This window comes from Pantoea phosphatilytica (genome assembly GCF_051025615.1).
Classification (GTDB): domain Bacteria; phylum Pseudomonadota; class Gammaproteobacteria; order Enterobacterales; family Enterobacteriaceae; genus Pantoea.
In genome coordinates this window covers 506,705-530,748 of the sequence record NZ_JBPFDF010000002.1, presented here as the reverse complement: position 1 = coordinate 530,748, position 24,044 = coordinate 506,705, and the positions used below count along the sequence as shown (strand labels likewise).

The following is a 24,044-nucleotide window of genomic DNA, read 5'->3' as shown; positions in this document are numbered from 1 at the left end:
ATCTGCCTGGCGGCTTTAGCGCGGTGGTCCCACCTGACCCCATGCCGAACTCAGAAGTGAAACGCCGTAGCGCCGATGGTAGTGTGGGGCCTCCCCATGCGAGAGTAGGGAACTGCCAGGCATTGTACAAGTGAAGAAGCCCCGCACGGAAGTGCGGGGCTTTTTTACGTCCGTACTCTGCCAGTCTAAGCTGAAACATTTTCATTTTCTGCATCAAGCCTCGACAATTTCGACCGATCAGGCTAATGTTGGGCATCCAGATGTCTAAACGTTTATATGGTTGCAAGAGGTGAGCAGGCTATGCCAATCAGGATCCCCGACGAATTACCGGCAGTGAATTTTTTACGCGACGAAAACGTCTTTGTGATGACCTCGTCGCGCGCCAGTGTTCAGGAGATCCGCCCGCTTAAAGTACTCATACTGAATCTGATGCCGAAGAAGATCGAAACGGAGAATCAGTTTCTGCGCCTGCTGTCCAACTCGCCACTGCAGATCGATATTCAGCTGCTGCGTATCGACAGCCGCGAGTCGCGTAACACCCCCTCTGAGCACCTCAATAACTTCTACTGCAATTTTGAAGATATCCAGCATGACAACTATGACGGCTTAATCGTTACAGGTGCGCCACTCGGGCTGGTCGATTTTAATGATGTTGCCTACTGGCCGCAGATCCAGCGCGTGCTGCACTGGGCAAATGAGCATGTCACCTCTACCCTGTTTGTCTGCTGGGCAGTGCAGGCCGCACTCAATATTCTGTATGGCATCCCCAAGCAAACCCGGCATAACAAACTGTCGGGCGTCTACGAGCATCAGATACTGCATCCCCATGCGTTACTGACACGGGGATTTGACGATAATTTCCTGGCGCCTCATTCACGTTATGCGGATTTCCCTTCCCGGCTGATCAGGGATTACACCGATCTTGAACTGTTTGCTGAATCGGAACAGACGGGCGCCTATCTGATGGCGAGCAAGGACAAACGACTGGCGTTTGTAACCGGCCATCCGGAGTATGACGCCCTGACGCTGTCGGGTGAATATCATCGCGATTATGAAGCTGGCGTGAATCCGGACATTCCCCATAACTACTTTCCGCAGGATAACCCGGCCCTGCCACCGCGCGCGACCTGGCGTAGTCATGGCAACCTGCTGTTCTCCAACTGGCTCAACTACTACGTTTACCAGATTACGCCATTCGATCTGCGCCGCATGAATCCGACGCTGGAATAGTTCCGATCCGGGATCAGCTGAACCGTGTTAGCCACTGGCAGCACGGTTTTTTTTCGCCTCTATAACGCCAATGAAAAGCTTTCCTTTATCTTTATGAACTTTAATATCATTAAATTCATGCAGATAAGAATCATTCACTTATAAAATGGAAATAGTTTTTGATTTAAGAAAATAAATGCTTATGCTCTGATCCTGTAGCTCATAAAACCAGCACCCTATGGATCCGCTGAATTCGATCCTTTGAATACAGGAGAGCGCCAGCATGACAGACTCAGTGATCAGCCATTCCCTGATTTTCAGCCAGCCCTTTAACCACGCCGAACAGGAGGTGTTAACCCCCGAAGCGATCGCCTTCCTTGAGAAGCTGGTCGCGCGATTTGCACCACAACGTGAGGCCCTGCTATTGGCCCGCCAGCAGCGGCAGCACCGTTACGATCAGGGCTATCTCCCGGACTTCGATATGGAAACGGCTTCCATAAGAGAGAGTGAGTGGCGCATCCAATCCATCCCGGCCGATTTAGCCGATCGCCGGGTTGAAATTACCGGGCCGCCCGATCGCAAAATGGTGATTAATGCGCTGAACGCCAACGTAAAAGTCTTTATGGCTGACTTTGAAGATTCGCTGTCACCGGAATGGAAGAAACTGATTGAAGGGCAACGGACACTGCAGGAGGCGGTGCGGGGCACCCTGAGTTACACCAGCGAGAATGGCAAAGTTTATCAGTTAGCTGCTAATCCTGCGGTTCTGATGTGCCGGGTTCGTGGCCTGCATCTGTCTGATAAGCATGTCAGCTGGCAGGGTGAGGCGATTCCCGGCGGGCTGTTTGATTTTGCGCTCTACTTCTTCCACAACGTTCGTCCCCTGCTGGCTAAAGGCAGCGGGCCTTACTTCTATCTGCCAAAAACCGAGAGCTGGCAGGAGATCGCCTGGTGGCGTGAGATCTTCAGTTTCAGTGAGGATCACTTTGATCTTCCTCGCGGGACGATCAAGGCCACGGTGCTGATCGAAACGTTACCCGCCGTCTTCCAGATGAATGAGATCCTGTGGAATCTGCGCGATCACATCACCGGTCTCAACTGCGGCCGCTGGGATTACATCTTCAGCTACATCAAGACCCTGAAACAGCATGCCGATCGCGTGCTGCCTGACCGCCAGTCCGTCACCATGGATCAGCCGTTCCTGAATGCCTATTCGCGATTGCTGATCAAAACCTGCCATCGGCGGGGCGCGTATGCGATGGGCGGCATGTCGGCGCTGATCCCCGCGAAAGATCCTTCGCGGAACGCCTGGGTACTGCAGCGCGTGAAGGAAGATAAGCAGCGGGAAGCCGGTAACGGACATGACGGCACCTGGATTGCGCACCCTGGCCTGGCCGATACCGCGATGGCGGTGTTCGATGCCGCACTGGGCAGGCGATCGAACCAGCTGCACATTCTGCGTGAAGAGGATGCGCCCATCACCGCAGAACAGTTGCTCGCGCCCTGCCAGGGTGAGCGGACTGAAGCCGGTATGCGCGCCAGCATCCGTGTCGCGCTGCACTATCTGGAAGCCTGGATCAGCGGCAACGGCTGTGTGCCGATTGACGGGCTGATGGAAGATGCGGCGACTGCGGAGATTGCGCGCACCTCTATCTGGCAGTGGATTCATCATCAGCAGCGCCTCAGCAATGGTCAGCCGGTTACCGCTGAACTGTTTCTGCGCTGGCTGAATGAGGAGCTGCACCTGCTGCAGAGCGCGCTGGGCGAAACGCACTTCAGCGCCGGTCGCTATAACGATGCGGCGCAACTGATGGCGCAGATCACCACGGAGCGCGAGCTGGTTTCCTTTCTTACCCTGCCAGGCTATCGCCTGATCCCCTGAACAGAGGAGCTATTGCCATGACACGTACTCAACAGACAGAACAACTCGAACAACTCTGGCAGACCGCACGCTGGCAGGGAATTACCCGTCCCTACAGCGCGGCAGAGGTGGTTAATCTGCGGGGATCGGTTCTGCCCGCCTGTACGCTGGCCACGCGCGGTGCGGAGAAGCTCTGGGCGCTGCTGAACGGCGGGGCGAAGAAGGGGTATATCAACAGCCTGGGGGCGCTGACGGGCGGGCAGGCTCTGCAGCAGGCGAAAGCGGGCATCGAGGCGATCTACCTCTCTGGCTGGCAGGTGGCGGCGGATGCCAACGTAGCGGGGCAGATGTACCCGGATCAGTCGCTTTATCCGGTGAACTCCGTTCCTGAAGTTGTCACGCGCATTAACCAGACCTTCCAGCGCGCCGATCAGATTCAGTGGTCCAGCGGTATCGAAGCCGGTGACAGCCGCCACACTGATTTCTTTCTGCCAATCGTCGCGGACGCGGAAGCCGGATTTGGTGGCGTGCTGAATGCGTTTGAGCTGATGAAGGCGATGATTCAGGCGGGCGCGGCGGCGGTTCACTTTGAAGATCAGCTGGCGGCGGTGAAAAAATGTGGCCACATGGGCGGCAAAGTGCTGGTACCGACGCAGGAAGCGATCCAGAAACTGGTCGCGGCACGGCTGGCGGCGGATGTCATGGGCGTGCCAACCCTGCTGCTGGCCCGGACCGATGCCGATGCGGCGGATCTGCTGACCTCTGATTGCGACGAGTATGATCGGCCCTTTATCCGCGGCGACCGCACGGCAGAAGGTTTCTTCCGCACCCACGCCGGGATTGAGCAGGCGATCAGCCGCGGGCTGGCCTATGCGCCTTACGCTGACATCCTGTGGTGCGAAACCTCCACGCCCGATCTGGCGATGGCGCAGCGCTTTGCCGATGCCATTCATGAACGCTTTCCGGGCAAGCTGCTGGCCTATAACTGTTCACCTTCGTTCAACTGGAAAAAGAACCTCGACGATCGCACCATCGCGAAGTTTCAGCAGTCGCTCAGCGACATGGGCTATCGCTTTCAGTTCATTACGCTGGCGGGCATCCACAGCATGTGGTTCAACATGTTCGATCTGGCTCACGCCTACGCGCAGGGTGAAGGCATGCGTCACTACGTTGAGAAGGTTCAGGAGCCTGAGTTCGCCGCCCGCGATCGCGGTTACAGCTTCTCCTCGCACCAGCAGGAGGTGGGCACCGGCTATTTCGATCAGGTCACCAACATCATCCAGGGCGGAAAATCGTCGGTGACGGCGCTGACCGGTTCCACCGAAGAGCATCAATTCTGACCTGTTCTGCTGACTGATTTCCCGCCCGCCTCGTGCGGGCGGGCACTGACCGGAGCCGATTATGCCGCCACGCGAATCGCTGATCGCCCACACCATTCTGCAGGGATTCGATGCGCAGTATGGCCGCTTCCTCGACATTACGGCTGGCGCGCAGCAGCGCTTTGAACAGGCGGAGTGGCAGGCGGTGCAGCATGCCATGAAGGCCCGTATTCATCTCTATGATCATCATGTCAGACTGGTTGCTGACCAGCTGCGGGTGCTGAACGGCGCGGCAGACTGGGATGTGACGTTCTGGCTGCGGGTTAAGGATCACTATCAGAGCCTGCTGCCCGGCTATCCGCGACATGAAATTGCGGAAAGTTTTTTTAATTCCGTCTACTGCCGCTTACACGGACATGCCGATCTGCAGCCGGATCGGCTGTTTATCTTCACCTCTCAGTCCGGGGCTGCGCCCGTCACTCCTCTGCGTCCGCTGTCGCGCACGTATCAGCCGCAGCGGGGCTGGCTGGCGCTGGTGGATCAGATGCTGGACGATCTGCCGTTAACCCTGCCGTGGCAGCAGCGTGCGCGCGATGTCGGCTGGATTGTCCGCCACCTGCAGTCGCACTTTCCCCGCCTGAACCAGGGCTGGCTTGAGGTCAACAGCGAGCTTTTCTACCGCAATAAAACCGCCTGGCTGGTGGCGCGTCTGCATCTGCCGGAGGGGATCTTTCCCTGCCTGCTGCCCGTCCAGCGCAGTGAGGCGGGCGAACTCTGGATCGACACCTGTCTGACCGATGTGAACGACGCCAGCATCGTTTTCGGTTTTGCCCGCGCCTGTTTCATGGTGTATGCCCCGGTGCCGGCGGCGCTGGTCGCCTGGCTGCAGCCGATTCTGCCCGGCAAAACGCTGGCGGAGCGCTATATGGCGATCGGCTGCCAGAAGCACGGCAAGACTGAATGCTATCGCGAATATCTGCAGGCGCTGGCCGAGAACAGGGCGGCGTTTGAGGTCGCGCCCGGCGTGCGTGGCATGGTGATGCTGGTCTTTACGCTGCCAGGCTTTGACTGGGTGTTCAAAGTCATCCGGGATCGCTTTGCACCGCAAAAAGAGGTAACGGAAGCGCAGGTCCGTGCCTGTTATCAGCAGGTCAAAGAGCACGATCGCGTGGGGCGAATGGCGGACACCCAGGAGTTCGAGCAGTTTGCGCTACCGCTGGCGCGTCTTTCACCGGCGCTGCTGGCGGAACTTTACGCCTGCTGTGCGGAGAAACTGCATGTCGAAGGCGATCGCCTGATCATCCGTCATCTGTGGCTGGAACGGCGTATGCAACCGCTCAATCTCTATCTGGCGCAGGCCAGCGCCGCCGAACGACATCACGCCATCGAAGAGTATGGCAATGCCATTAAACAGCTGGCGGCGGCCAATATTTTTCCGGGTGACATGCTGTTTAAAAACTTCGGCATCACCCGTCATGGCCGGGTGATCTTCTACGACTACGATGAGATTCGCCCGATGCAGGATCTGAACTTTCGTGAGGTGCCGGCGGCGCGCTATGAGGAGGATGAGCTGAGCGCCGAGCCGTGGTACAGCGTCGGGCCGGACGATGTTTTTCCGGAAACCTTCCGCTATGCGTTATGCAGCGAAGCCGTGACCGGCGCGTTGCTGCTGACGCTGCACCCGGAGATATTCGACGCCAGCTGGTGGCGCACGCAGCAGCAGCGCATTGCCCGGGGCCATGTGGAAGAGGTGATCGCCTGGCGGCAGACGCAGCGTTTCAGCGTCTGCTACGCCGTTGAAGCGGTTAACGACCGCTGTATGCCAGCGTGACCTGACGCGCTTCCCGGATGACCAGCGCCCCCAGTTCCGTAATCCGATCGTCTGTCATGCGGGCAATGGGGCCGGAGATAGAGAGCGCAGCAAACGCCTCGCCATGCTCATCATAGATAGGTGCGGCCACGCAGCGCAGCCCCAGCGCATGCTCCTCATCATCCAGCGAAAAGCCCGCTTTGCGCACCTGCGCCAGATTCTCTTTCAGGCTCTGCGGTGACATCAGGGTTTTTGGCGTGTAGTAATGCAGACCCTTCTGATGCAGCAGGGCGGTGACCTGATCGTCTCCCAGATGCGCCAGAAACGCTTTGCCCGCGCCTGACGCATGCATCGGCAGCTTGCCGCCAATCGGTGCTGACATCCGCATCAGCTGGGTACACTGCACCTGATCGATGATCACCGCCTGGTGATCGCTGAGATCCAGCACCGCCAGATTCACCGTTTCGCCGGACTGCTCCATCAGGCTGCGCAGTACCGGATGAACCAGCGCCAGCAGATTGCGACTCTGCAGAAAACTGCTGCCGACCACAAAGGCGTGCGCGCCCATCGTCCAGAGACCCAGATCGCCGACCTGGCGGACAAAGCCCTGCTGCTGCATGGTGCTGAGCAGGCGATGTGTGGTGGAGTTCGGCAGGCCCGCCTGCTGCGCCAGTTCGGTCAGGGCGACGCTGCCATGTGAATCGGCAATCAGCTCCAGCAGCGTCAGGCCACGGGTCAGCGACTGCACCTGTCCACCCGCAGACGCGGCGGCAGGGGAGCTTCGGGGTTTCTTGCCACGCTTTACAGGAACCGGCGTTGCCATCGTGTTTCTCCTTTTGCATTGTGGAAATCATTTTCGTTTTAATCCGCCGGTTTGCAAACGCTGGTTTTCTGGTCAGACCTGTCACGTCGTGCTGAAAATGTCTTAACTGTGGTCACTTTGTCGCCTGACCAGCTTGTGCCAGAATGAAAACCGGGGTTTTCGCTGGCAGACTGACGTGAATGGGGCAACAGTGAGCAGAAAAATCGACGCGTTACATCAGCAGCTCGCCCAACGCATTATGGTGCTGGATGGCGGCATGGGCACCATGATCCAGCGCTGTGGGCTGGAAGAGCAAGCGTTTCGCGGCAGCCGGTTCGCTGACTGGCCCTGCGATCTGAAAGGCAATAACGATCTGCTGGTGCTGAGCCAGCCGCAGGTGATCCGCGAGATCCACGACGCCTATCTGGCAGCGGGGGCGGATATCCTTGAAACCAACACCTTTAACGCCACCTCGATCGCGATGGCGGATTACCGGATGGAGAGCCTGGCGGCGGAGATCAATCTTGAAGCCGCCCGGCTGGCGCGCGCCTGCGCCGACGCCTGGACGGCAAAAACACCGGATCGGCCGCGCTATGTGGCGGGGGTGCTGGGGCCGACCAACCGCACCTGCTCGATCTCGCCTGATGTTAACGATCCCGCTTTCCGCAATATTACCTTCACCCAGCTGGTGGCGGCGTATCGCGAAGCGACCCGTGCGCTGGTGGCGGGCGGGGCGGACATCATCATGATCGAAACCGTGTTCGATACGCTGAATGCCAAGGCGGCGGTCTATGCGGTGCAGACGGAGATGGAGGCGCTGGGCGTTGCGCTGCCGCTGATGATCTCCGGCACCATTACCGACGCCTCCGGCCGCACGCTCTCCGGCCAGACCACCGAAGCCTTTTACAACTCCCTGCGTCACGCGGAACCGCTCTCCTTTGGACTGAACTGTGCGCTGGGACCGGATGAGCTGCGTCAGTATGTGGCGGAGCTGTCGCGGATTGCGGAAGGCTACGTGTCCGCGCACCCCAACGCCGGACTGCCTGATGCGTTCGGGGAGTACAATCTGGATGCGGCGCGGATGGCAGAGCAGATTGGTGAGTGGGCGAAGGCGGGGTTCCTGAATATCGTTGGCGGCTGCTGCGGCACCACGCCGGAGCATATCGCGGCCATGGCCGCCGCAGTGGAAGGGGTCGCACCGCGCCCGCTGCCGACTCTCCCGGTCGCCTGTCGCCTTTCAGGCCTGGAGCCGCTGAACATCACCGCAGAGTCGCTGTTTGTGAACGTCGGTGAGCGCACCAACGTCACCGGCTCAGCGAAATTCAAACGGTTAATCAAAGAGGAGAAATATAGCGAGGCGCTGGAGGTGGCGCTGCAGCAGGTGCAGAACGGCGCGCAGATCATCGACATCAATATGGATGAAGGGATGCTCGATGCTGAAGCCGCGATGGTGCGCTTTCTGAATCTGATCGCGGGCGAACCCGATATCGCCTGTGTGCCAATCATGATCGACTCCTCGAAATGGGCGGTGATTGAAAAGGGGCTGCAGTGCATTCAGGGCAAAGGGATCGTGAACTCGGTGTCGATGAAAGAGGGCGAAGCGGCATTCATTCAACAGGCGCGTCAGGTGCGGCGTTACGGCGCGGCGATGGTGGTGATGGCGTTTGATGAAGTGGGCCAGGCGGATACCCGCGCCCGTAAAATTGCGATCTGCCGCCGGGCCTACCGGATCCTGACGGAGCAGGTCGGTTTCCCGCCGGAAGACATTATCTTCGACCCCAACATCTTTGCAGTCGCCACCGGTATCGACGAGCACAATAACTACGCCGCGGATTTCATCGGCGCCTGTGAAGATATCCGGCGGGAGCTGCCCCACGCGATGATCTCCGGCGGCGTCTCCAACGTGTCATTTTCCTTCCGAGGCAACGATCCGGTGCGTGAAGCTATACACGCGGTCTTCCTCTATCACGCTATCCGCAACGGCATGGATATGGGCATCGTCAACGCAGGTCAGCTGGCCATCTATGACGATCTGCCCGCGGAACTGCGCGATGCCGTGGAGGATGTGATTCTGAACCGGCGCGATGATGGCACCGAGCGACTGCTGGCGCTGGCGGAGAAATACCGCGGCGGTAAAGGCGATGCGTCCCAGGAGCAGCAGCTGGCGGAGTGGCGCAGCTGGGCGGTGGCGAAGCGGCTGGAGTATGCGCTGGTTAAAGGCATTACAACGTTTATTGAACAGGATACCGAGGAGGCGCGCCAGCAGATGCCGCGTCCGATTGAGGTGATCGAAGGCCCCCTGATGGCCGGCATGAACGTAGTGGGTGATCTGTTCGGTGAAGGCAAAATGTTTCTGCCGCAGGTGGTGAAGTCGGCGCGCGTAATGAAGCAGGCGGTGGCCTGGCTGGAACCCTTCATCGAAGCCAGCAAAGAGGCGGGGCGCAGCAACGGTAAAATCGTGCTGGCTACGGTGAAAGGCGATGTGCATGACATCGGCAAGAATATTGTCGGCGTGGTGCTGCAGTGCAATAACTACGAGATTGTGGATCTCGGCGTGATGGTGCCGGGCGAGAAAATCCTTAAAACCGCGCGGGAAGTGAATGCCGATATTATCGGCTTATCGGGCCTGATCACGCCATCGCTGGATGAGATGGTCAATATCGCGAAAGAGATGGAGCGACAGGGCTTTACGCTGCCGCTGCTGATTGGCGGCGCGACCACCTCGAAGGCGCACACCGCCGTCAAAATTGAGCAGCACTACAGCGGCCCGACCGTCTATGTGCAGAACGCCTCACGCACCGTGGGCGTGGTGTCGTCGCTGCTCTCTCCGACCTTAAGAGAGGATTTCATCGCACGTACCCGCAAGGAGTACGAAACCGTGCGCATCCAGCACGCGCGCAAAAAGCCCCGCACGCCGCCAGTCCCGCTGCAGGCAGCGCGCGACAACGCCACCCTCATCGACTGGCAGAGCTATACGCCGCCGGTGCCGCATCGGCCAGGCGTCAGTCAGGTGGAGGTGAGCATTGAGACGCTGCGCAACTACATCGACTGGACGCCCTTCTTTATGACCTGGTCGCTGGCGGGCAAATATCCCCGCATCCTGGAAGATGAGGTGGTAGGCGAAGAGGCGCAGCGTCTGTTTGCCGATGCCCGTGCGATGCTCGACAGACTGAGCGAGCACTCCCTGCTCGCGCCGCGTGGCGTGGTCGGTATTTTTCCGGCGAACCGGGTCGGCGATGATATCCATATTTACCGGGATGAGCGGCGCGAGGAGATTTTGTGTGTAAGTCATCACTTACGTCAGCAGACTGAGAAAACGGACTTCGCGAACTACTGCCTGGCCGATTTTGTGGCCCCGAAATCCTCAGGAAAGGCGGATTACCTGGGGGCGTTCGCGGTAACGGGCGGACTGGAGGAGGATGCGCTGGCGGAGGCTTATGATCGCCAGCATGATGATTACAACAAGATCATGGTGAAGGCGCTGGCGGACCGTCTGGCCGAAGCCTTTGCCGAATATCTGCATGAGCGGGTGCGAAAAGTGATCTGGGGCTTTGCGCCTAACGAAAATCTCAGCAACGAAGAGCTGATCCGGGAAAATTATCAGGGAATACGTCCGGCACCCGGCTATCCGGCCTGCCCGGAGCACACCGAAAAAGCTGCCATCTGGCGTCTGCTGGCGGTGGAGGAGCAGACCGGCATGAAACTCACTGAATCCTTTGCGATGTGGCCCGGTGCGTCCGTGTCGGGCTGGTATTTCAGTCATCCCGAGAGTCGCTATTTCGCCGTCGCGCAGATCCAGCGTGACCAGGTGGAGGATTATGCCGCTCGCAAAGGGATGCCGGTGAGTGAGGTGGAGCGCTGGCTGGCACCCAATCTCGGCTACGATGCGGAGTGAATAAAAAAGCGGCCAGCGGGCCGCTTTTCTCTTCTGGCGGGGTTCCCTGCGCATTGCGCTCAGGTGTGGCGGCCAGATCCACCCTGAGCCTTGTTCCACTCAGAAGCAGGAAGCGGCCCGAAGGCCGCTCTCTGCTTAGTTGAAGCGCGCGTCGCGATCGGAGGTCAGGTCATAGAGCTGGTACTTACGACCCAGCATCTGACCGCCATCACGCGTCAGCGGCACCCAGTTCACCTGCGCACGGCCACGGGTCGGCGTCACGGTGAAGAGGTCCATCGGGATGGAGATGTAGAAGCCTTTGGTGAAGTCGCCTTCACCATACTCTTCAGACGAGACGTTGGTTTTGGTGGCATACACGCCGACCATCACGCCGCTGTCGAAGCGCTTCGACACATCGACCGTCACGCCTTTATCTTTCGCCAGATACTGACCGACGCTGGTCTTCACCAGCACATCCTGCATGAACCACGGACGCCAGTAAGCGGTCAGGTTGCCGGTGGCCGCTTTGTAGCGGTTAAACTGCATCATATTGTCCCAGTCACGCTGACGGACGTAGTTGGCATCAACGCCCACCGCCCAGTTAGCATCGACCGGACGATAGAGCAGCTCGCCGCCCACGCCACCATACATCGTCTCCAGATATCCGCCGTAAAGCTGACCATAGAAGCCGTTACCGAGGTGGCCCATATAGTTTGCCTGCAGATCGTTGACGTAGACGTTGTTCTCAACGTAGTCGCGGATGTGGGTACGCACGCGAGGCAGCGTGGAGTCCGCCGGCGCGCCGTTGTAGTTGAACTTATCGTAGTTGTTGGCGAGGTTGCCAAACAGGCTACCGCCCACCAGCAGGTGATCCGTCAGCCAGTAATCGACGTTGCCCATGACGCCGACCTGATACATGTAGAAGCTTTCCGGTCCGCCTACCGACTGATTCAGCACCGGCGACAGGCTGTAGTTCAGGCGATCTTTGCGGATGAACATGCCCTGTTCTGTGTTACCCGGATCGACCGGCTCTTTGCGAACCTGCTGCAGCGGCTGCTCATGACCCAGCGGATAGCCTTCCAGCTCTTTACGCAGGCTGGCGACATTCGTCTCCGTGGTCACCTGCGGCATGTTAAAGCGCGACTCGGTGACATTGATGGTGTCGATGCCGTCAGGCAGGTGGTTCATGATGATGCGGTTAGCGCGATCGACGCCTTCGCGGGTGTCACGATACTTTGTCTGCTCGCCTGACACATAGAGCGTGTGGCCCTGCGTCTGAATACGCGGGCCATCCAGCCCGGCATTCTCTTTCAGCGCGACCAGCTGATCGCCCACTACGGTTGTCTCCAGCAGGGCCGGTTGCGGCTGCGGCTGATAAGCAGGCTTCGCACTGTCGATATGCGACTGGCGCAGGTCGTTAAAGTTGGTGCGGAAGGTCACGCCGAACATAAAGGTGTTGCCGCGTTCGTAGCTGGCGTTGATGTCCGCCCAGTCAGTTACGCGGTAGATCGCGCCGACGTTGAGCTTACTCCGCTGATCCAGTCGTCCCGCGAAGTCATTCTGGTAGTCGTTGCCTTCATACTCCATTTTAAGGCGCAGCGGCTGCCACGGCGTCTGATACTCCACGCCGCCAAAAAAGGCCGTCGGACCGTGGAACATCTGCGAACCGTTGATGGAACCGGCTTCGCCCACCCGTGGCCGCTGGCAGTAGCTGTCGCTGTAGGAACAGAAGGGGTTCTTCACGGTGCCGCTGTTGCCGAGATAGCCCCAGCCCAGCCCCAGAGTAAAGTCGAACGGCCCCCAGGCTTTGGTCGCGACCAGATATTCGCTGTCGAACAGCCCGGTGCCGCCGAGATCGCGGGTACCCACCGCCACTTCCGGCAGCCAGAACCCCTCCTGCCACAGGCGGAGTTTCAGGTCGAACGCTTTGTCTTTATAGCTCTGGGTGCCGCTGAACTCTGACACCGCACTGTACTGACGGGTCCGCACGTCGGTATACCGCACGGTCGTCTCCAGCCACGGAAAGAGCTGCAGCGAGGCGGAGTAGTAGCGGTACTGGTCGTTGTCGCGCGCATTGAGGCTGAACTCGCCCTCTCTGGCCATGCGTGCCGTCGGCACCTGCATCAGGCCCACACCGCCAAAATCGGATTGTGACGGGCCCACCGGTGCGGGCCAGGTGTCCGCCTGCGCCTGACAGGCCGCCGCCACAGAAACAGCCAGCAGGCTGAAGAGATAACGTTTTTTCATCAGTCTGGTATCCGGTGAGTCAGTACGGAGAGGATGCGGTCATTGAGATCGTTGTTGCTGCCTGGCAGGCTCCATGAGGAGAAGCCGAGCCAGATCACGCTGCCGGGTTCCACTTCCGCGTGACGATGATTCCAGTACGCGACGGGCACCTGCTGTGTGGCTCCCGATGGCGCAATCACCGTAACAAAATTGCGTTCTGCCCCGGAGAGTGCCTCATGCCCCTCCAGATAGTCGCGTACCGACTTGCCTGGCTGCCAGCTTACTTTGCCTGCGCCGCGCAGTGCGCCGAGCAGCAGCACGGCGTCGGACGGAGCCTGCAGCCAGAGGTCGTAGCTGCCCTCGAGCCGCCGGTTGTCTGCCGGATGCAGACGGATCCAGTCCGGGTCGAGCGAGGTGAACTGACGTCCTGTCACCCTGATGGCGCTGAGCTGGCGGATCACCTCATCGATGGCCGCGGCCCGCTCACCACTGCTGTCACTGCGCCAGGCACGTAACGCGCCCAGTGTCTGCTGATAGTGCTGCCGGGCGACGGCGGTGGCACCGCGCTCGGCAATAAAGGTGCTGCGCCAGTCCGTATTCACCTGCAGCGGAGGCAGTGTCACCAGCTGGGCGAGATCGGCGATCTGGCTCAGTTCAGCCTGTCCACCTTTGTGCGGCGCATGGACAGTAACCTGCGCAGCGGCCTGCGCGCCTGCGGTGCTGAACAGGCTCAGCCCGGCCAGCAAAAAAGTAATTTTTTTCATGATTTCGCCGGCTTCAGAATGGTGGTTTCAACAGGAAAGGCATCGGCCGCCAGCATCTGCTGGGCCTGCACCACATCGCCGCTGCTGTTATCGATCCAGAAGGTGTTTTCCCACTCACGGTGCAGGCTGTCGATGCTCACCTGCTCATGCCAGACGCGGCAGGGAATGCGGTTGCCCGCGACCGTCAGCACCGCGTCGGTGCCGCGCTGGAAGGTTGAACGCACGGTTGCGCCGCGCACCTTGCCCTGTTCAGTCCACTGCACGATGCGGGTCCAGCCTGCGCCGTTGCTGAGGTGCAGGGCGTTGGCGAGCGGATCCTGTTGCAGATTGCTGACGCTCAGCAGGTTATCGGTCAGGCCCAGGGTCTTCACCAGACGGCCGTGCTGTGTCACCAGCATCGCCTGATCCTGCGTCACCCATTTCTGCTGACCCTGCTCGTTGTAACCCAGCACCACAAAAATGCGCGGGCCGTTGTTCAGACGAGCGTAGAGACTGGCATAGGGGAGATTACTGACCTGTTGATCGGTGACGGTGACGTCGTCCGGACCGTTAACCGCCAGCAGCAACGTCTGTTCAAGACCTTTTTGCGTTTGTGTACAGGCCTGCAGCAGCAGGCAAGCGAGCAGCAGAGGAAGTTGGCGCACTGTGTGTCCCTGATAAGTCATGCCAAAGTAAAAATAACCACACAAACGTGTGGTTATGTTTAAAAGTGCTCTGCCCGTCAGCGCTGACAGCAACACGAAAAACTACGCTGCGCCGCTGAATCACCGTTGAGTGTTCAGCCTTGCCCGTGGGTCATCGGACTGCCATCAGACATCTGTCGGGCAGCCATCAACGAGTGGTGCTCGTCGTGGTTGTGGTTGTTGTACCGGTATTCGCACCGTCACCACCGCCAGAAGCGGCGATGCCGAGCCCGACCAGCGCGCCCAGTGCACCGATACCCACAGCGGTGGACGTGCCGGACGAGATGGCTCCCGCCTGCGCGCCTGCTGCAGTACCTGCTTCACCCGCTTCCTGTGGCGCAGCATAAGCGCCGGAAGAGACAGCAACGAGGATCAGGGCTGCACCGGCAACCATAGTTTTTTTCATAACAACGTTTCCTGCATTGAGTGAATGAAGGATCTCTGACCGGCAACCCGGATGATGCAGATAACCTGCGATCCGCGTGACGGACAGGCCCATTGCGGGCGCGTTCATTATAGGGCAACAAAATATCAGAGTTCAGTGCCATAAAAACCAGGGCAAATAGCGGGGCGCGAACGTGATTTAATGAGCAATATTGGCGATAACTGCTCTTTATATGGGAGGGTTTCGGGCGGATACCAGATATTTCGCTGTCTGCGAATCTGTTGCAAAGCGTAATGTTCTTTTTTATTTATATCTGGTACGGAATAAGAATAATCAGAATTTACTCAAAACGGCCTGAATTAAATAAGCTTATTAATCAAAGGATAACAGGCCGGTCCGCCACTTTTCAGGGCCATTTTAAACTGGGTATACGCCAGTTTCATCTGATCAGGTTCAGAATTATCTCAGGCTGTTTTAAGACTTTTCCCGCCTCGGACAGCGGCCGGAAAAGAATAAATGGCGTGTTCAGCGATAAAAACGGACAAAAAAAGGGCAGCGCGATGGCTGCCCTGTTCATTTAACGCCGATTAACGCCAGGACTTATAGCGGTTAATTAAGGCATTGGTGGAACTGTCGTGCGAAGTAACCTCGTCGTCGTTTTCCAGTTCCGGCAGAATGCGGTTCGCCAGCTGCTTACCTAATTCCACACCCCACTGATCGAAGGTGAAGATATTCAGGATAGCGCCCTGAGTGAAGATCTTATGCTCATACAGGGCAATCAGCGCGCCCAGGCTGTAAGGCGTAATCTCACGCAGCAGAATGGAGTTGGTCGGGCGGTTACCCTCAAATACCTTGAACGGCACGATATGGGCCACGGACTCAGCAGACTTACCGGCATCGGTAAACTCTTTCTCGACCACGTCGCGTGACTTACCAAACGCCAGCGCCTCGGTCTGGGCAAAGAAGTTTGAGAGCAGCTTCGGATGGTGATCTGCGAGCGCATTGTGGGTGATGGCGGGCGCGATAAAGTCACACGGGACCAGCTTGGTGCCCTGATGGATCAGCTGATAGAAGGCGTGCTGACCATTGGTGCCTGGTTCACCCCAGATGATAGGGCCGGTCTGGTAATCCACCGGATGACCGTCGCGATCCACATACTTACCGTTCGACTCCATATTGCCCTGCTGGAAGTAGGCAGCAAAGCGGTGCATGTACTGGTCGTAAGGCAGAATGGCTTCAGTTTCGGCACCGAAGAAATTGTTGTACCAGATGCCAATCAGCGCCAGCAGGATCGGCAGGTTCTGTTCCGCCGGGGCAGAGGCGAAGTGCTGGTCCATAGCGTGTGCGCCGCTCAGCAGCTGCTCAAAGTTGTCGAAGCCGATGGAGAGGATGATCGACAGGCCGATGGCTGACCAGAGTGAATAGCGGCCGCCCACCCAGTCCCAGAATTCAAACATGTTGTTCGTGTCGATACCAAATTCACCCACCGCTTTGGCGTTGGTTGACAGTGCCGCGAAGTGTTTAGCAACATGCTGCTGGTCACCGGCTGTCTTCAGGAACCAGTCGCGCGCGCTGTGGGCGTTGGTCATGGTTTCCTGGGTAGTGAAGGTCTTCGAGGCGACCAGGAACAGCGTGGTTTCCGGGCTGAGATCTTTCAGCGTTTCGGCGATGTGGGTGCCGTCAACGTTGGAGACAAAATGCATGTTCAGATGGTTTTTGTACGGGCGCAGCGCCTCGGTCACCATAAACGGACCCAGATCGGAGCCGCCGATGCCGATATTCACCACATCGGTGATCGGCTTACCGGTATAGCCTTTCCACTCGCCGCTGATGATACGTTCGGAGAAGGCTTTCATCTTCTCCAGCACCGCATTGACTTCCGGCATCACATCTTTGCCATCTACCAGAATCGGCGTATTGCTCCGGTTGCGCAGGGCGACGTGCAGCACCGCGCGATCTTCGGTACGGTTAATCTTCTCGCCGGAAAACATCGCGTGAATGGCACTGCTCAGATCGGTCTCTCTGGCCAGCGCCTGTAACTTATCGAGGGTGTCCTGGGTGATGCGGTTTTTGGAGAAATCCACCAGCATCTGATCATCAAAGGTGGCAGAGAATTTGGCAAAACGATCGGCATCCTGGGCGAACAGATCGGCGATTTCTACCGATTTCATCTGCTCAAAATGCTGTTGCAGCGCTTTCCAGGCTGCGGTTTGTGTCGGATTGATATTTTTCATGGCAACACTCTTGTTGATATTAAGAACCGTCATTCCATCGGAGGCAGATCCTGCCCATTTAGCGTTTCAGTATGACCACAGTTGTAACTGAAAGGAAAAATTTTGTCAGTGCCCGGCGGGCGGGCGCACGGAACAGCGGACGCTTATCGCCAGCATTAAGTGGTGCGAAGCGCCCAGCCCGACGCGGCAAAGTGTGCCGCGAAAGCGGGCATAAAACGTTGTGCATTATCAGGGATTACTGCACAGGCTGAACCCATTAAGCACTGTAGCCGCTGCGACAGAGGGTAATTTGTTTTCTGATGCGACATTCCGGGCCTCACTGGCGTTGACAGCAGGGCCAGAAAAGGCTAAATCTATGCGCCTACTTGCGCACCTGTGCGCAAGCCAGAAGAGGCGCGTCGCCCAGGCAGTGTGTTGGAGGAGCCGTATCCGGTGAAAACACATAATGGGGAGCGACGCCGAGGCGGTTCAGCACGCGGTGTGTTGTCTGTCGGCTACAGGGGCTGAATCCTCTGGGTTGTCACCAGAAACGTCTGCAGTCGACGTTTCGCAAGGTGGGGCGCTTCTGGGTGACTCGTCTACCCGATCTGGTCTGCCCGTTTCTGCTCTTTCCTTGTGCCTGGCTGAAAGAATGTTTCTCGACCCTTTCTGCGGCGAGAACAAGATAACCTGACACGAGGTCCTACATGTCTCAAACTCTGATTGTGGCAAAATTCGGCGGCACCAGCGTGGCCGATTTTGAAGCGATGAACCGCAGCGCCGATGTGGTTCTGCAGGACGCCAGCACGCGTCTGGTGGTGCTTTCCGCCTCGGCGGGCATTACCAATCTGCTGGTGGCGCTGGCCGAAGGCCAGCCGGCTGCCCAGCGCGCAACGCTGCTGGACGATATCCGCCGCATCCAGTACGCCATCGTTGATCGTCTGCAGCGTCCGGCGGTGATCCGCGAGGAAATCGATCGGATGATCGACAATATCAGCATGCTCTCCGAAGCCGCTTCGCTGGCCAACTCACACGCCCTGACCGATGAACTGGTCAGCCACGGCGAGCTGATGTCTACGCTGCTGTTTGTGGAAATTCTGCGTGAACGTCAGGTTAACGCCGAATGGTTTGATGTCCGCAAGGTGATGCGCACAGACGATCGCTTTGGCCGGGCCGCACCGGACGTCGCAGTGCTGGCGGAGCAGGCGACGACACAGCTGCAGCCGCGCATTGCACAGGCGCTGGTGGTGACACAGGGCTTTATTGGCAGCGAAAGTGAAGGGCGCACGACGACCCTGGGCCGTGGCGGCAGTGATTACACCGCCGCGCTGCTGGGCGAAGCCCTCCACGCCGCGCGGGTGGATATCTGGACCGATGTGCCGGGCATCTACACGACCGACCCACGCGTGGTGCCAACGGCAAAACGCATTGATGAGATTACGTTCGAAGAAGCCGCCGAAATGGCGACCTTCGGGGCGAAAGTGCTGCATCCGGCGACGCTGCTGCCTGCTGTCCGCCGCGGCATTCCGGTCTTCGTCGGCTCCAGCAAGGACCCGGCGGCGGGCGGCACCCGCGTCTGCAATGAAACCCGTAACCCGCCGCTGTTCCGTGCGCTGGCGCTGCGTCGCAAGCAGACGCTGCTCACGCTGCACAGTCTGAACATGCTGCACACCTTTGGGTTCCTCGCCGAACTCTTCGCGATTCTGGCGCGTCACAACGTCTCTGTTGATCTCATCACCACCTCCGAAGTGAGCGTGGCGCTGACGCTGGACACCACCGGCTCCACCTCAACCAGTGGCAGCCTGCTGACCCAGGCGCTGCTGACGGAACTCTCGTCGCTGTGCCGGGTTGAGGTGGAAGAAGATCTGGCGCTGGTGGCGATTATTGGTAACCAGCTGTCAAAAGCCTGCGGCGTTGGCAAAGAGGTGTTTGGTGTGCTGGATCCCTTCAACCTGCGGATGATCTGCTACGGTGCCAGCAGCTACAACCTCTGCTTCCTGGTGCCGGGCAATGACGCTGAAAGCGTGGTGCGGACGTTGCATCACAACCTGTTCGAGTAAAACGCCTTGCCCTCAGGCCGCGTTCGCGCGGCCTGAAACCTGCCTGAGTGTCCGATTTTTGTCCGGTCCTTCCTCGTTGCAATAGTCTGAATAAAATAAGCAAAAACAATTTCTTAGATTACTCGTTGTCAAATGGCAACCCATTTCTTTGCGCATTTCGTGCACCTCCGTTGCGCTCCCCTTGCGCAGATTTATAATCCCGCCGCTGAATCAATTCACCCAAATTTAGGAAATATCATGAAAAGGTTAGTCGCAGAGGCGCTGGGTACGTTCGTACTGGTGGCGGGCGGTTGTGGGAGCGCCATTCTGGACGCGGCGTTCCCTGAGCTGGGCATCGGCTTCACGGGCGTGGCGCTGGCTTTCGGGCTGAGCGTGCTGGTCATGGCGTACGCGGTGGGGCATATCTCCGGCGGTCACTTTAACCCGGCGGTCACCCTGGGATTAGTGGCGGGCGGCCGTTTTCCGGCGTCACAGGCCATCCCCTATATTCTTGCGCAACTGGCGGGCGGCATCGCTGCGGGCGCAGTGCTCTATCTGATCGCCAGCGGCAAAGGTGACTTCAATGCCACGGTGAGTGGCTTCGCGGCAAATGGTTATGGCGAACATTCGCCAGGCGGCTTCAGCCTGCAGGCGGGCATGATCACTGAAGGGGTAATGACCGCTATCTTCCTGATTGTCATCATGGGCGCTACCAGCGAACGCGCGCCGAAAGGCTTCGCGCCTGTGGCGATTGGCCTGGCGTTAACCCTGATCCATCTGGTCAGCATTCCGGTAACCAACACCTCGGTGAATCCGGCCCGCAGCACCGCGGCCGCGCTGTTCCAGGGCGGCTGGGCGCTCTCTCAGCTCTGGATGTTCTGGTTGATGCCGGTTATCGGTGCAGTGATTGGTGGTTTGATCTACCGCGGTTTACAGGAATAAGCAGCGTAATTTCGTCGATATCCTGCGGATCGGCAGCAGTCGATCCGCATTTTCCCGCCTCGCCCGATCTTCGCCTTACGTCCCGATCCTGAGATGTTATGATCCTGCCCTCGTCACGGCAGTCGTTCCTGTCTGACGCTCCGACAGGGAAATCCTGCATAAAACATCACATTCTTATAAGGAAGTCTGGCTATGCTCGCCACCCTGACCCGCCTGTTCCCGCTCTGGGCCGTGTTGTTATCCGCCGCGGCGTATTACTCGCCAGTCACCTTTCTCGGCATCGGCCCCTGGGTCACCTATCTGCTGATGCTGATTATGTTCGGTATGGGGGTGACCCTGAATATCGATGATTTTAAACGGGTATTGATCCGGCCTGCGCCGGTGATCGCCGGCACCTTTCTGCACTATCTGGTCATGCCGCTCGCGGCCTGGGGACTGGCAAAACTGTTTCATATGCCGCCCGATCTGGCTGCCGGCATGATCCTGGTGGGCAGCGTGGCCAGCGGCACCGCCAGCAACGTGATGATCTATCTGGCGAAAGGGGATGTGGCGCTGTCGGTGACCATCTCCTCGGTTTCGGCACTGGTGGGGGTGTTCGCTACGCCGCTGCTGACCCGCTTCTACGTGGATACTCACATTCAGGTGGATGTGGCGGGTATGCTGCTGAGCATCGTGAAGATCGTCGTGATCCCGATTACCCTGGGATTGATCATTCATCACAGCATGAACAGCGTGGTTCGCCGGGTAGAGCCGTGGCTGCCTGCGTTTTCGATGATCTGTATTCTGCTGATCATCAGCGCGGTCGTTGCGGGCAGTCAGGGTTTTATCGGATCGGTAGGCCTGATGGTGATCGCGGCGGTGATCCTGCATAACGCGATCGGCCTGCTGGGCGGCTACTGGGGCGGTAAGCTGTTTGGCTTCGATGAATCCACCTGCCGCACCCTGGCGCTGGAAGTGGGTATGCAGAACTCCGGTCTGGCGGCAACGCTGGGCAAGCTCTACTTCTCGCCGCTGGCCGCTCTGCCGGGCGCGCTGTTCTCGGTGTGGCACAACCTCTCTGGCTCACTGCTGGCGGGCTACTGGTCGGGAAAAGCGATTAAGAAAAAGGCACCCTGACGTCGCAGGATAGCGGGGCGATCCCGGTTGCGCCAGACTCCGGCGCAACCGGCGGTTCAGGCTGCTCGCGGCCTATTCATAATCACGTTCATCGTCGGGCTGCTCCAGCACGGTGTAGGCCACGCTGCAGAACAGGGAGTTAAGACGCTTCATGTCGCCGAGCAGACCGAGATGCAGCGAACTGGTTTCGATGCTCTGCACGTTCTGCTGATGCAGCCGATCGACGTGCGCGTGCGAGTAGCGGCGGATCATCAGGCGGAAGCGGTGTTTTGCGCGGCGCAGACGTCTGGCGCTGGTGACATCGTGCGACAGAAACACCGACAGACTCATTCTGAGGTTAGCGAGCAACTGCTCCAGTAACCCCTCCAGCTCTTTTAATCCCTCGGCAGAGAAGGCACGGCCTGCCGCCAGTGATTTATCGGCAACATCGCCACTCATCCGTTCGATGATGTCCCCGGCCTGCTCCAGGTTCAGTGACATCTCGATAATCTCTCCCCAGCGGCGCGAATCCTCTTCGGGCAGATCCTCTTTCGGCATCCGTGCCAGATAGAGTTTGATGGCGGTATAGAGCACATCCACATCATCATCCAGCCGCCGGACCGTGCGCTCCTCGCGGGATTCGCCGTGCACCACCTTGCTGAAAGCCTCCAGCATCTGCTCCAGCACATCTCCGATGCGCAGCGCCTCGCGGGCAGCGTTCACCAGGGCCAGTGCGGGCGTGTCCAGCGCGCTGCGATCGAGGTGTCTGGGTTTGAGATGCAGCGTGGTGTCGATATCGTCGGCGATCAGGCGACGACAGAGACGCGCCATCTGGTCAGTCAGGGGCACCATCGCCACACAGCGGATCAGGTTGTAAAACACATGGAAGAAGATCACTAACTCTTCATCGTTAACCGGCAGCTTATCGAGCCAGTGCGCCACAATATCGACAAACGGCAGGACCAGGATGCAGCCGATGAATTTAAACAGCAGACTGCCAAGCGCCACGCGTTTGCCCGCCGCATTGGATCCGCTGGCGTTGATCATCGCCAGCAGGCCGCTGCCCAGATTGGCACCGATGACCAGACAGAGCGCCACCTTAAACGAGATCACGCCGGTGGCGGTCAGCGTAGCGGTGATCAGCACGGCGGCCAGGCTGGAGTAGCTGATGATGGCGAAGACCGCACCCAGCAGCGCATCAAGCATCACGTCACCGGTCAGGCTGGAGAAGAGGACCTGAACACCGGAAGCCTGGGTTATCGGACGCGCCGCCGCGACGATCAGCTGCAGCGCCAGCAGGATCAGACCCAGTCCGATGCTGGCGCGGCCCAGCTGACCAGCGCGCGTCTGCTTGCGGCTGAGGAAAAAGACCACGCCAAAAAAGATAAACAGCGGTGAGAGCCAGGAGAGATCAAACGTCAGGATACGCGCCATGATCGCGGTGCCAACGTCGGCGCCCAGAATCACCACCAGCGCGGGCGTCAGGCTGACCAGATTCTGCGCCACAAAGGAGGTGACCAGTAAGGTAGTGGCATTGCTGCTCTGCACCAGCGTGGTCACGCCAATGCCCGCCAGAAAAGCCATGGGTTTTTTTTCGATGCTGCGGCTCAGGACCCGCCGCAGATCCGCGCCGTAGACCCGCATGATACCGGTTCGTACAATGTGGGTGCCCCAGACCAGCAGGGCTACGGCAGAGAGCAGATTAAGCAGAGTTAACACGGGGCATCGCTCCTCGTTCGTCAGGCGCAAAGCACAGACTGCCAGCCTGACGGGAAGCGCAATCTGCGAAGGGGGATTGCCGCGCTGTGCGTGATTTTTTCCTGTGTTTTAAGCCACCTGGCGCAAAGTCGACATCTCCAATTGTAGACCAATCTGACTGCCCGCGGGATGCAAATCGGCCGCCGAGCGGTTCAGCACATCCACCGAAAGTTCGACCCCGTTTGCCCGGATACGGTAGCGGATGACGTTGCCCAGCAGGCTGTGGCTGAGGATTTCAGCCGCTATTCCCTCGCCCGGTGCGGTAAACCGCATCGACTCAGGGCGGATGGCAACCTGGCTGCTGAAAGGCTGGCCGGTCAGCCGCGTTGCCTCTCCGGCGCTCAGCAGGTTGTAGTTGCCGATAAACCCGGCGGCAAAAAGATCGACCGGCTGAGTGTAAAGCGCCTCCGCATCGCCGTTCTGCACGATTTTTCCGCGATTCATCAGCACGATGCGGTCGGAGAGCGTCAGCGCCTCCTCCTGATCGTGCGTGACGAAGAGGGTAGTCAGTTTCAGCTCGCGCTGAATACGCCGGATCTGATCGCGCAGGTGGCGTCGAATGCGCGCGTCCAGCGCCGACAGCGGCTCATCCAGCAGCAGCAGACGCGGGCGCGTCACCAGCGACCGCGCCAGCGCCACGCGCTGACACTGCCCGCCCGAAAGCTGATGCGGATAGCGGCGTGCATAGTCGCTGAGTTCTGCCAGCTCCAGCACCTCCATCACCCGCTGGCGGATCTGCGCCCCGGGCAGTTTCTGCATCTTCAGGCCGAACGCGACGTTCTTCTCCACCGTCATGTTAGGAAACAGCGCATAGCTCTGAAACACCATGCCGATCGCCCGCTTCTGCGGAGCCAGCGGCACGATATCTTTGCCCTCCAGCCGGATCTCGCCGCTGTCGACGCCGGTCAGGCCCGCCAGGCAGCGCAGCAGCGTCGATTTGCCGCAGCCGCTCGGGCCCAGCAGGGTAACAAATTCCCCTTCTGCGGCACTGAAATCGATCTGCTCAAAAATGGGTGTGGGCCCATAGGACTTATTCAGCTCTCTGACTTCCAGATAACTCATAT

General features: G+C 58.9%; 16 protein-coding genes, 1 rRNA gene and 1 riboswitch. Of the genes, 9 read left to right on the top strand and 8 right to left on the bottom strand.

What is annotated here, in order from left to right:
- Positions 1-5 precede the first annotated feature (5 nt).
- From rrf to aceK, 5 genes are all read left to right on the top strand, one after another.
- Positions 6-121 (top strand): 5S ribosomal RNA (rrf, locus tag ACR6AS_RS12680).
- Between the two features lie 179 nt (positions 122-300).
- Positions 301-1,230, top strand: a complete 930-nt coding sequence (metA, locus tag ACR6AS_RS12675) for a homoserine O-succinyltransferase MetA (protein ID WP_434162371.1) — start codon at positions 301-303, stop codon at positions 1,228-1,230.
- 262 nt (positions 1,231-1,492) lie between these two features.
- Complete coding sequence (gene aceB / locus ACR6AS_RS12670) at positions 1,493-3,091, top strand: malate synthase A (RefSeq protein WP_434162369.1); 1,599 nt, start codon at positions 1,493-1,495, stop codon at positions 3,089-3,091.
- Positions 3,092-3,108: 17 nt separating this feature from the next.
- Positions 3,109-4,410 carry an isocitrate lyase gene (aceA, locus tag ACR6AS_RS12665; protein WP_293774318.1) on the top strand — a complete coding sequence of 434 codons (1,302 nt, stop codon included), beginning with the start codon at positions 3,109-3,111 and terminating at the stop codon, positions 4,408-4,410.
- 61 nt (positions 4,411-4,471) lie between these two features.
- Positions 4,472-6,220: a bifunctional isocitrate dehydrogenase kinase/phosphatase gene (gene aceK / locus ACR6AS_RS12660; RefSeq protein ID WP_434162366.1), complete on the top strand. Its 1,749-nt coding sequence runs from the start codon at positions 4,472-4,474 to the stop codon at positions 6,218-6,220.
- Here the strand turns inward: aceK and iclR are convergent.
- Positions 6,195-7,022, bottom strand: a complete 828-nt coding sequence (iclR, locus tag ACR6AS_RS12655; protein ID WP_111142050.1) for a glyoxylate bypass operon transcriptional repressor IclR — start codon at positions 7,020-7,022, stop codon at positions 6,195-6,197. The two genes, aceK and iclR, sit on opposite strands and share 26 nt — an antisense overlap.
- Before the next feature lie 190 nt (positions 7,023-7,212).
- Here iclR and metH point away from each other — a divergent pair, with 190 nt between their 5' ends.
- On the top strand, positions 7,213-10,896 hold the full coding sequence (metH, locus tag ACR6AS_RS12650; protein WP_434162363.1) for a methionine synthase: 3,684 nt from the start codon (positions 7,213-7,215) through the stop codon (positions 10,894-10,896).
- Positions 10,897-11,031: 135 nt separating this feature from the next.
- Here metH and ACR6AS_RS12645 read toward each other — a convergent pair whose 3' ends face one another.
- The 5 genes from ACR6AS_RS12645 to pgi form a co-directional block, all read right to left on the bottom strand.
- Positions 11,032-13,122: a YjbH domain-containing protein gene (locus ACR6AS_RS12645; RefSeq protein ID WP_418799013.1), complete on the bottom strand. Its 2,091-nt coding sequence runs from the start codon at positions 13,120-13,122 to the stop codon at positions 11,032-11,034.
- Positions 13,122-13,865 (bottom strand): capsule biosynthesis GfcC family protein, encoded by a 744-nt coding sequence (locus ACR6AS_RS12640; RefSeq protein WP_293774310.1) that lies wholly within the window; start codon positions 13,863-13,865, stop codon positions 13,122-13,124. The genes ACR6AS_RS12645 and ACR6AS_RS12640 overlap by 1 nt, the downstream gene beginning before the upstream one ends.
- Positions 13,862-14,509, bottom strand: a complete 648-nt coding sequence (locus ACR6AS_RS12635; protein WP_367396000.1) for a YjbF family lipoprotein — start codon at positions 14,507-14,509, stop codon at positions 13,862-13,864. Before ACR6AS_RS12635 ends, ACR6AS_RS12640 begins: the two co-directional genes overlap by 4 nt.
- 187 nt (positions 14,510-14,696) lie before the next feature.
- The gene (yjbE, locus tag ACR6AS_RS12630) at positions 14,697-14,954 is read right to left on the bottom strand and encodes an exopolysaccharide production protein YjbE (protein WP_111142061.1); all 258 of its coding nucleotides are present in this window, start codon (positions 14,952-14,954) and stop codon (positions 14,697-14,699) included.
- 566 nt (positions 14,955-15,520) lie between these two features.
- Positions 15,521-17,167 carry a glucose-6-phosphate isomerase gene (pgi, locus tag ACR6AS_RS12625; RefSeq protein ID WP_111142065.1) on the bottom strand — a complete coding sequence of 549 codons (1,647 nt, stop codon included), beginning with the start codon at positions 17,165-17,167 and terminating at the stop codon, positions 15,521-15,523.
- A gap of 380 nt (positions 17,168-17,547) precedes the next feature.
- Positions 17,548-17,740, top strand: a riboswitch (Lysine riboswitch).
- A gap of 113 nt (positions 17,741-17,853) precedes the next feature.
- Between pgi and lysC the strand changes: the two genes are divergently transcribed.
- The 3 genes from lysC (at position 17,854) to panS (ending at position 21,243) form a co-directional block, all read left to right on the top strand.
- Positions 17,854-19,206 (top strand): lysine-sensitive aspartokinase 3, encoded by a 1,353-nt coding sequence (lysC, locus tag ACR6AS_RS12620; protein ID WP_293774307.1) that lies wholly within the window; start codon positions 17,854-17,856, stop codon positions 19,204-19,206.
- 234 nt (positions 19,207-19,440) lie between these two features.
- On the top strand, positions 19,441-20,127 hold the full coding sequence (gene aqpZ, locus ACR6AS_RS12615; RefSeq protein WP_304598438.1) for an aquaporin Z: 687 nt from the start codon (positions 19,441-19,443) through the stop codon (positions 20,125-20,127).
- Positions 20,128-20,319: 192 nt separating this feature from the next.
- Positions 20,320-21,243, top strand: coding sequence for a ketopantoate/pantoate/pantothenate transporter PanS (gene panS / locus ACR6AS_RS12610; protein WP_367396003.1), 924 nt, complete (start codon positions 20,320-20,322; stop codon positions 21,241-21,243).
- 72 nt (positions 21,244-21,315) lie between these two features.
- Here the strand turns inward: panS and ACR6AS_RS12605 are convergent, their stop codons facing one another.
- Both ACR6AS_RS12605 and ACR6AS_RS12600 read right to left on the bottom strand, forming a co-directional pair.
- Positions 21,316-22,941, bottom strand: a complete 1,626-nt coding sequence (locus ACR6AS_RS12605) for a Na/Pi cotransporter family protein (RefSeq protein WP_111141931.1) — start codon at positions 22,939-22,941, stop codon at positions 21,316-21,318.
- Positions 22,942-23,049: 108 nt separating this feature from the next.
- Complete coding sequence (locus ACR6AS_RS12600) at positions 23,050-24,042, bottom strand: ABC transporter ATP-binding protein (protein ID WP_111141933.1); 993 nt, start codon at positions 24,040-24,042, stop codon at positions 23,050-23,052.
- Between the last annotated feature and the right edge of the window lie 2 nt (positions 24,043-24,044).

Bases quoted from the DNA above. Each gene is read 5' to 3' on its own strand.
- metA (WP_434162371.1), top strand. From the start codon at position 301: ATGCCAATCAGGATCCCCGACGAATTACCGGCAGTGAATTTTTTACGC.
- aceB (WP_434162369.1), top strand. From the start codon at position 1,493: ATGACAGACTCAGTGATCAGCCATTCCCTGATTTTCAGCCAGCCCTTT.
- aceA (WP_293774318.1), top strand. From the start codon at position 3,109: ATGACACGTACTCAACAGACAGAACAACTCGAACAACTCTGGCAGACC.
- aceK (WP_434162366.1), top strand. From the start codon at position 4,472: ATGCCGCCACGCGAATCGCTGATCGCCCACACCATTCTGCAGGGATTC.
- iclR (WP_111142050.1), bottom strand. From the start codon at position 7,022: ATGGCAACGCCGGTTCCTGTAAAGCGTGGCAAGAAACCCCGAAGCTCC.
- ACR6AS_RS12645 (WP_418799013.1), bottom strand. From the start codon at position 13,122: ATGAAAAAACGTTATCTCTTCAGCCTGCTGGCTGTTTCTGTGGCGGCG.
- ACR6AS_RS12640 (WP_293774310.1), bottom strand. From the start codon at position 13,865: ATGAAAAAAATTACTTTTTTGCTGGCCGGGCTGAGCCTGTTCAGCACC.
- yjbE (WP_111142061.1), bottom strand. From the start codon at position 14,954: ATGAAAAAAACTATGGTTGCCGGTGCAGCCCTGATCCTCGTTGCTGTC.
- pgi (WP_111142065.1), bottom strand. From the start codon at position 17,167: ATGAAAAATATCAATCCGACACAAACCGCAGCCTGGAAAGCGCTGCAA.
- lysC (WP_293774307.1), top strand. From the start codon at position 17,854: ATGTCTCAAACTCTGATTGTGGCAAAATTCGGCGGCACCAGCGTGGCC.
- panS (WP_367396003.1), top strand. From the start codon at position 20,320: ATGCTCGCCACCCTGACCCGCCTGTTCCCGCTCTGGGCCGTGTTGTTA.
- ACR6AS_RS12600 (WP_111141933.1), bottom strand. From the start codon at position 24,042: ATGAGTTATCTGGAAGTCAGAGAGCTGAATAAGTCCTATGGGCCCACA.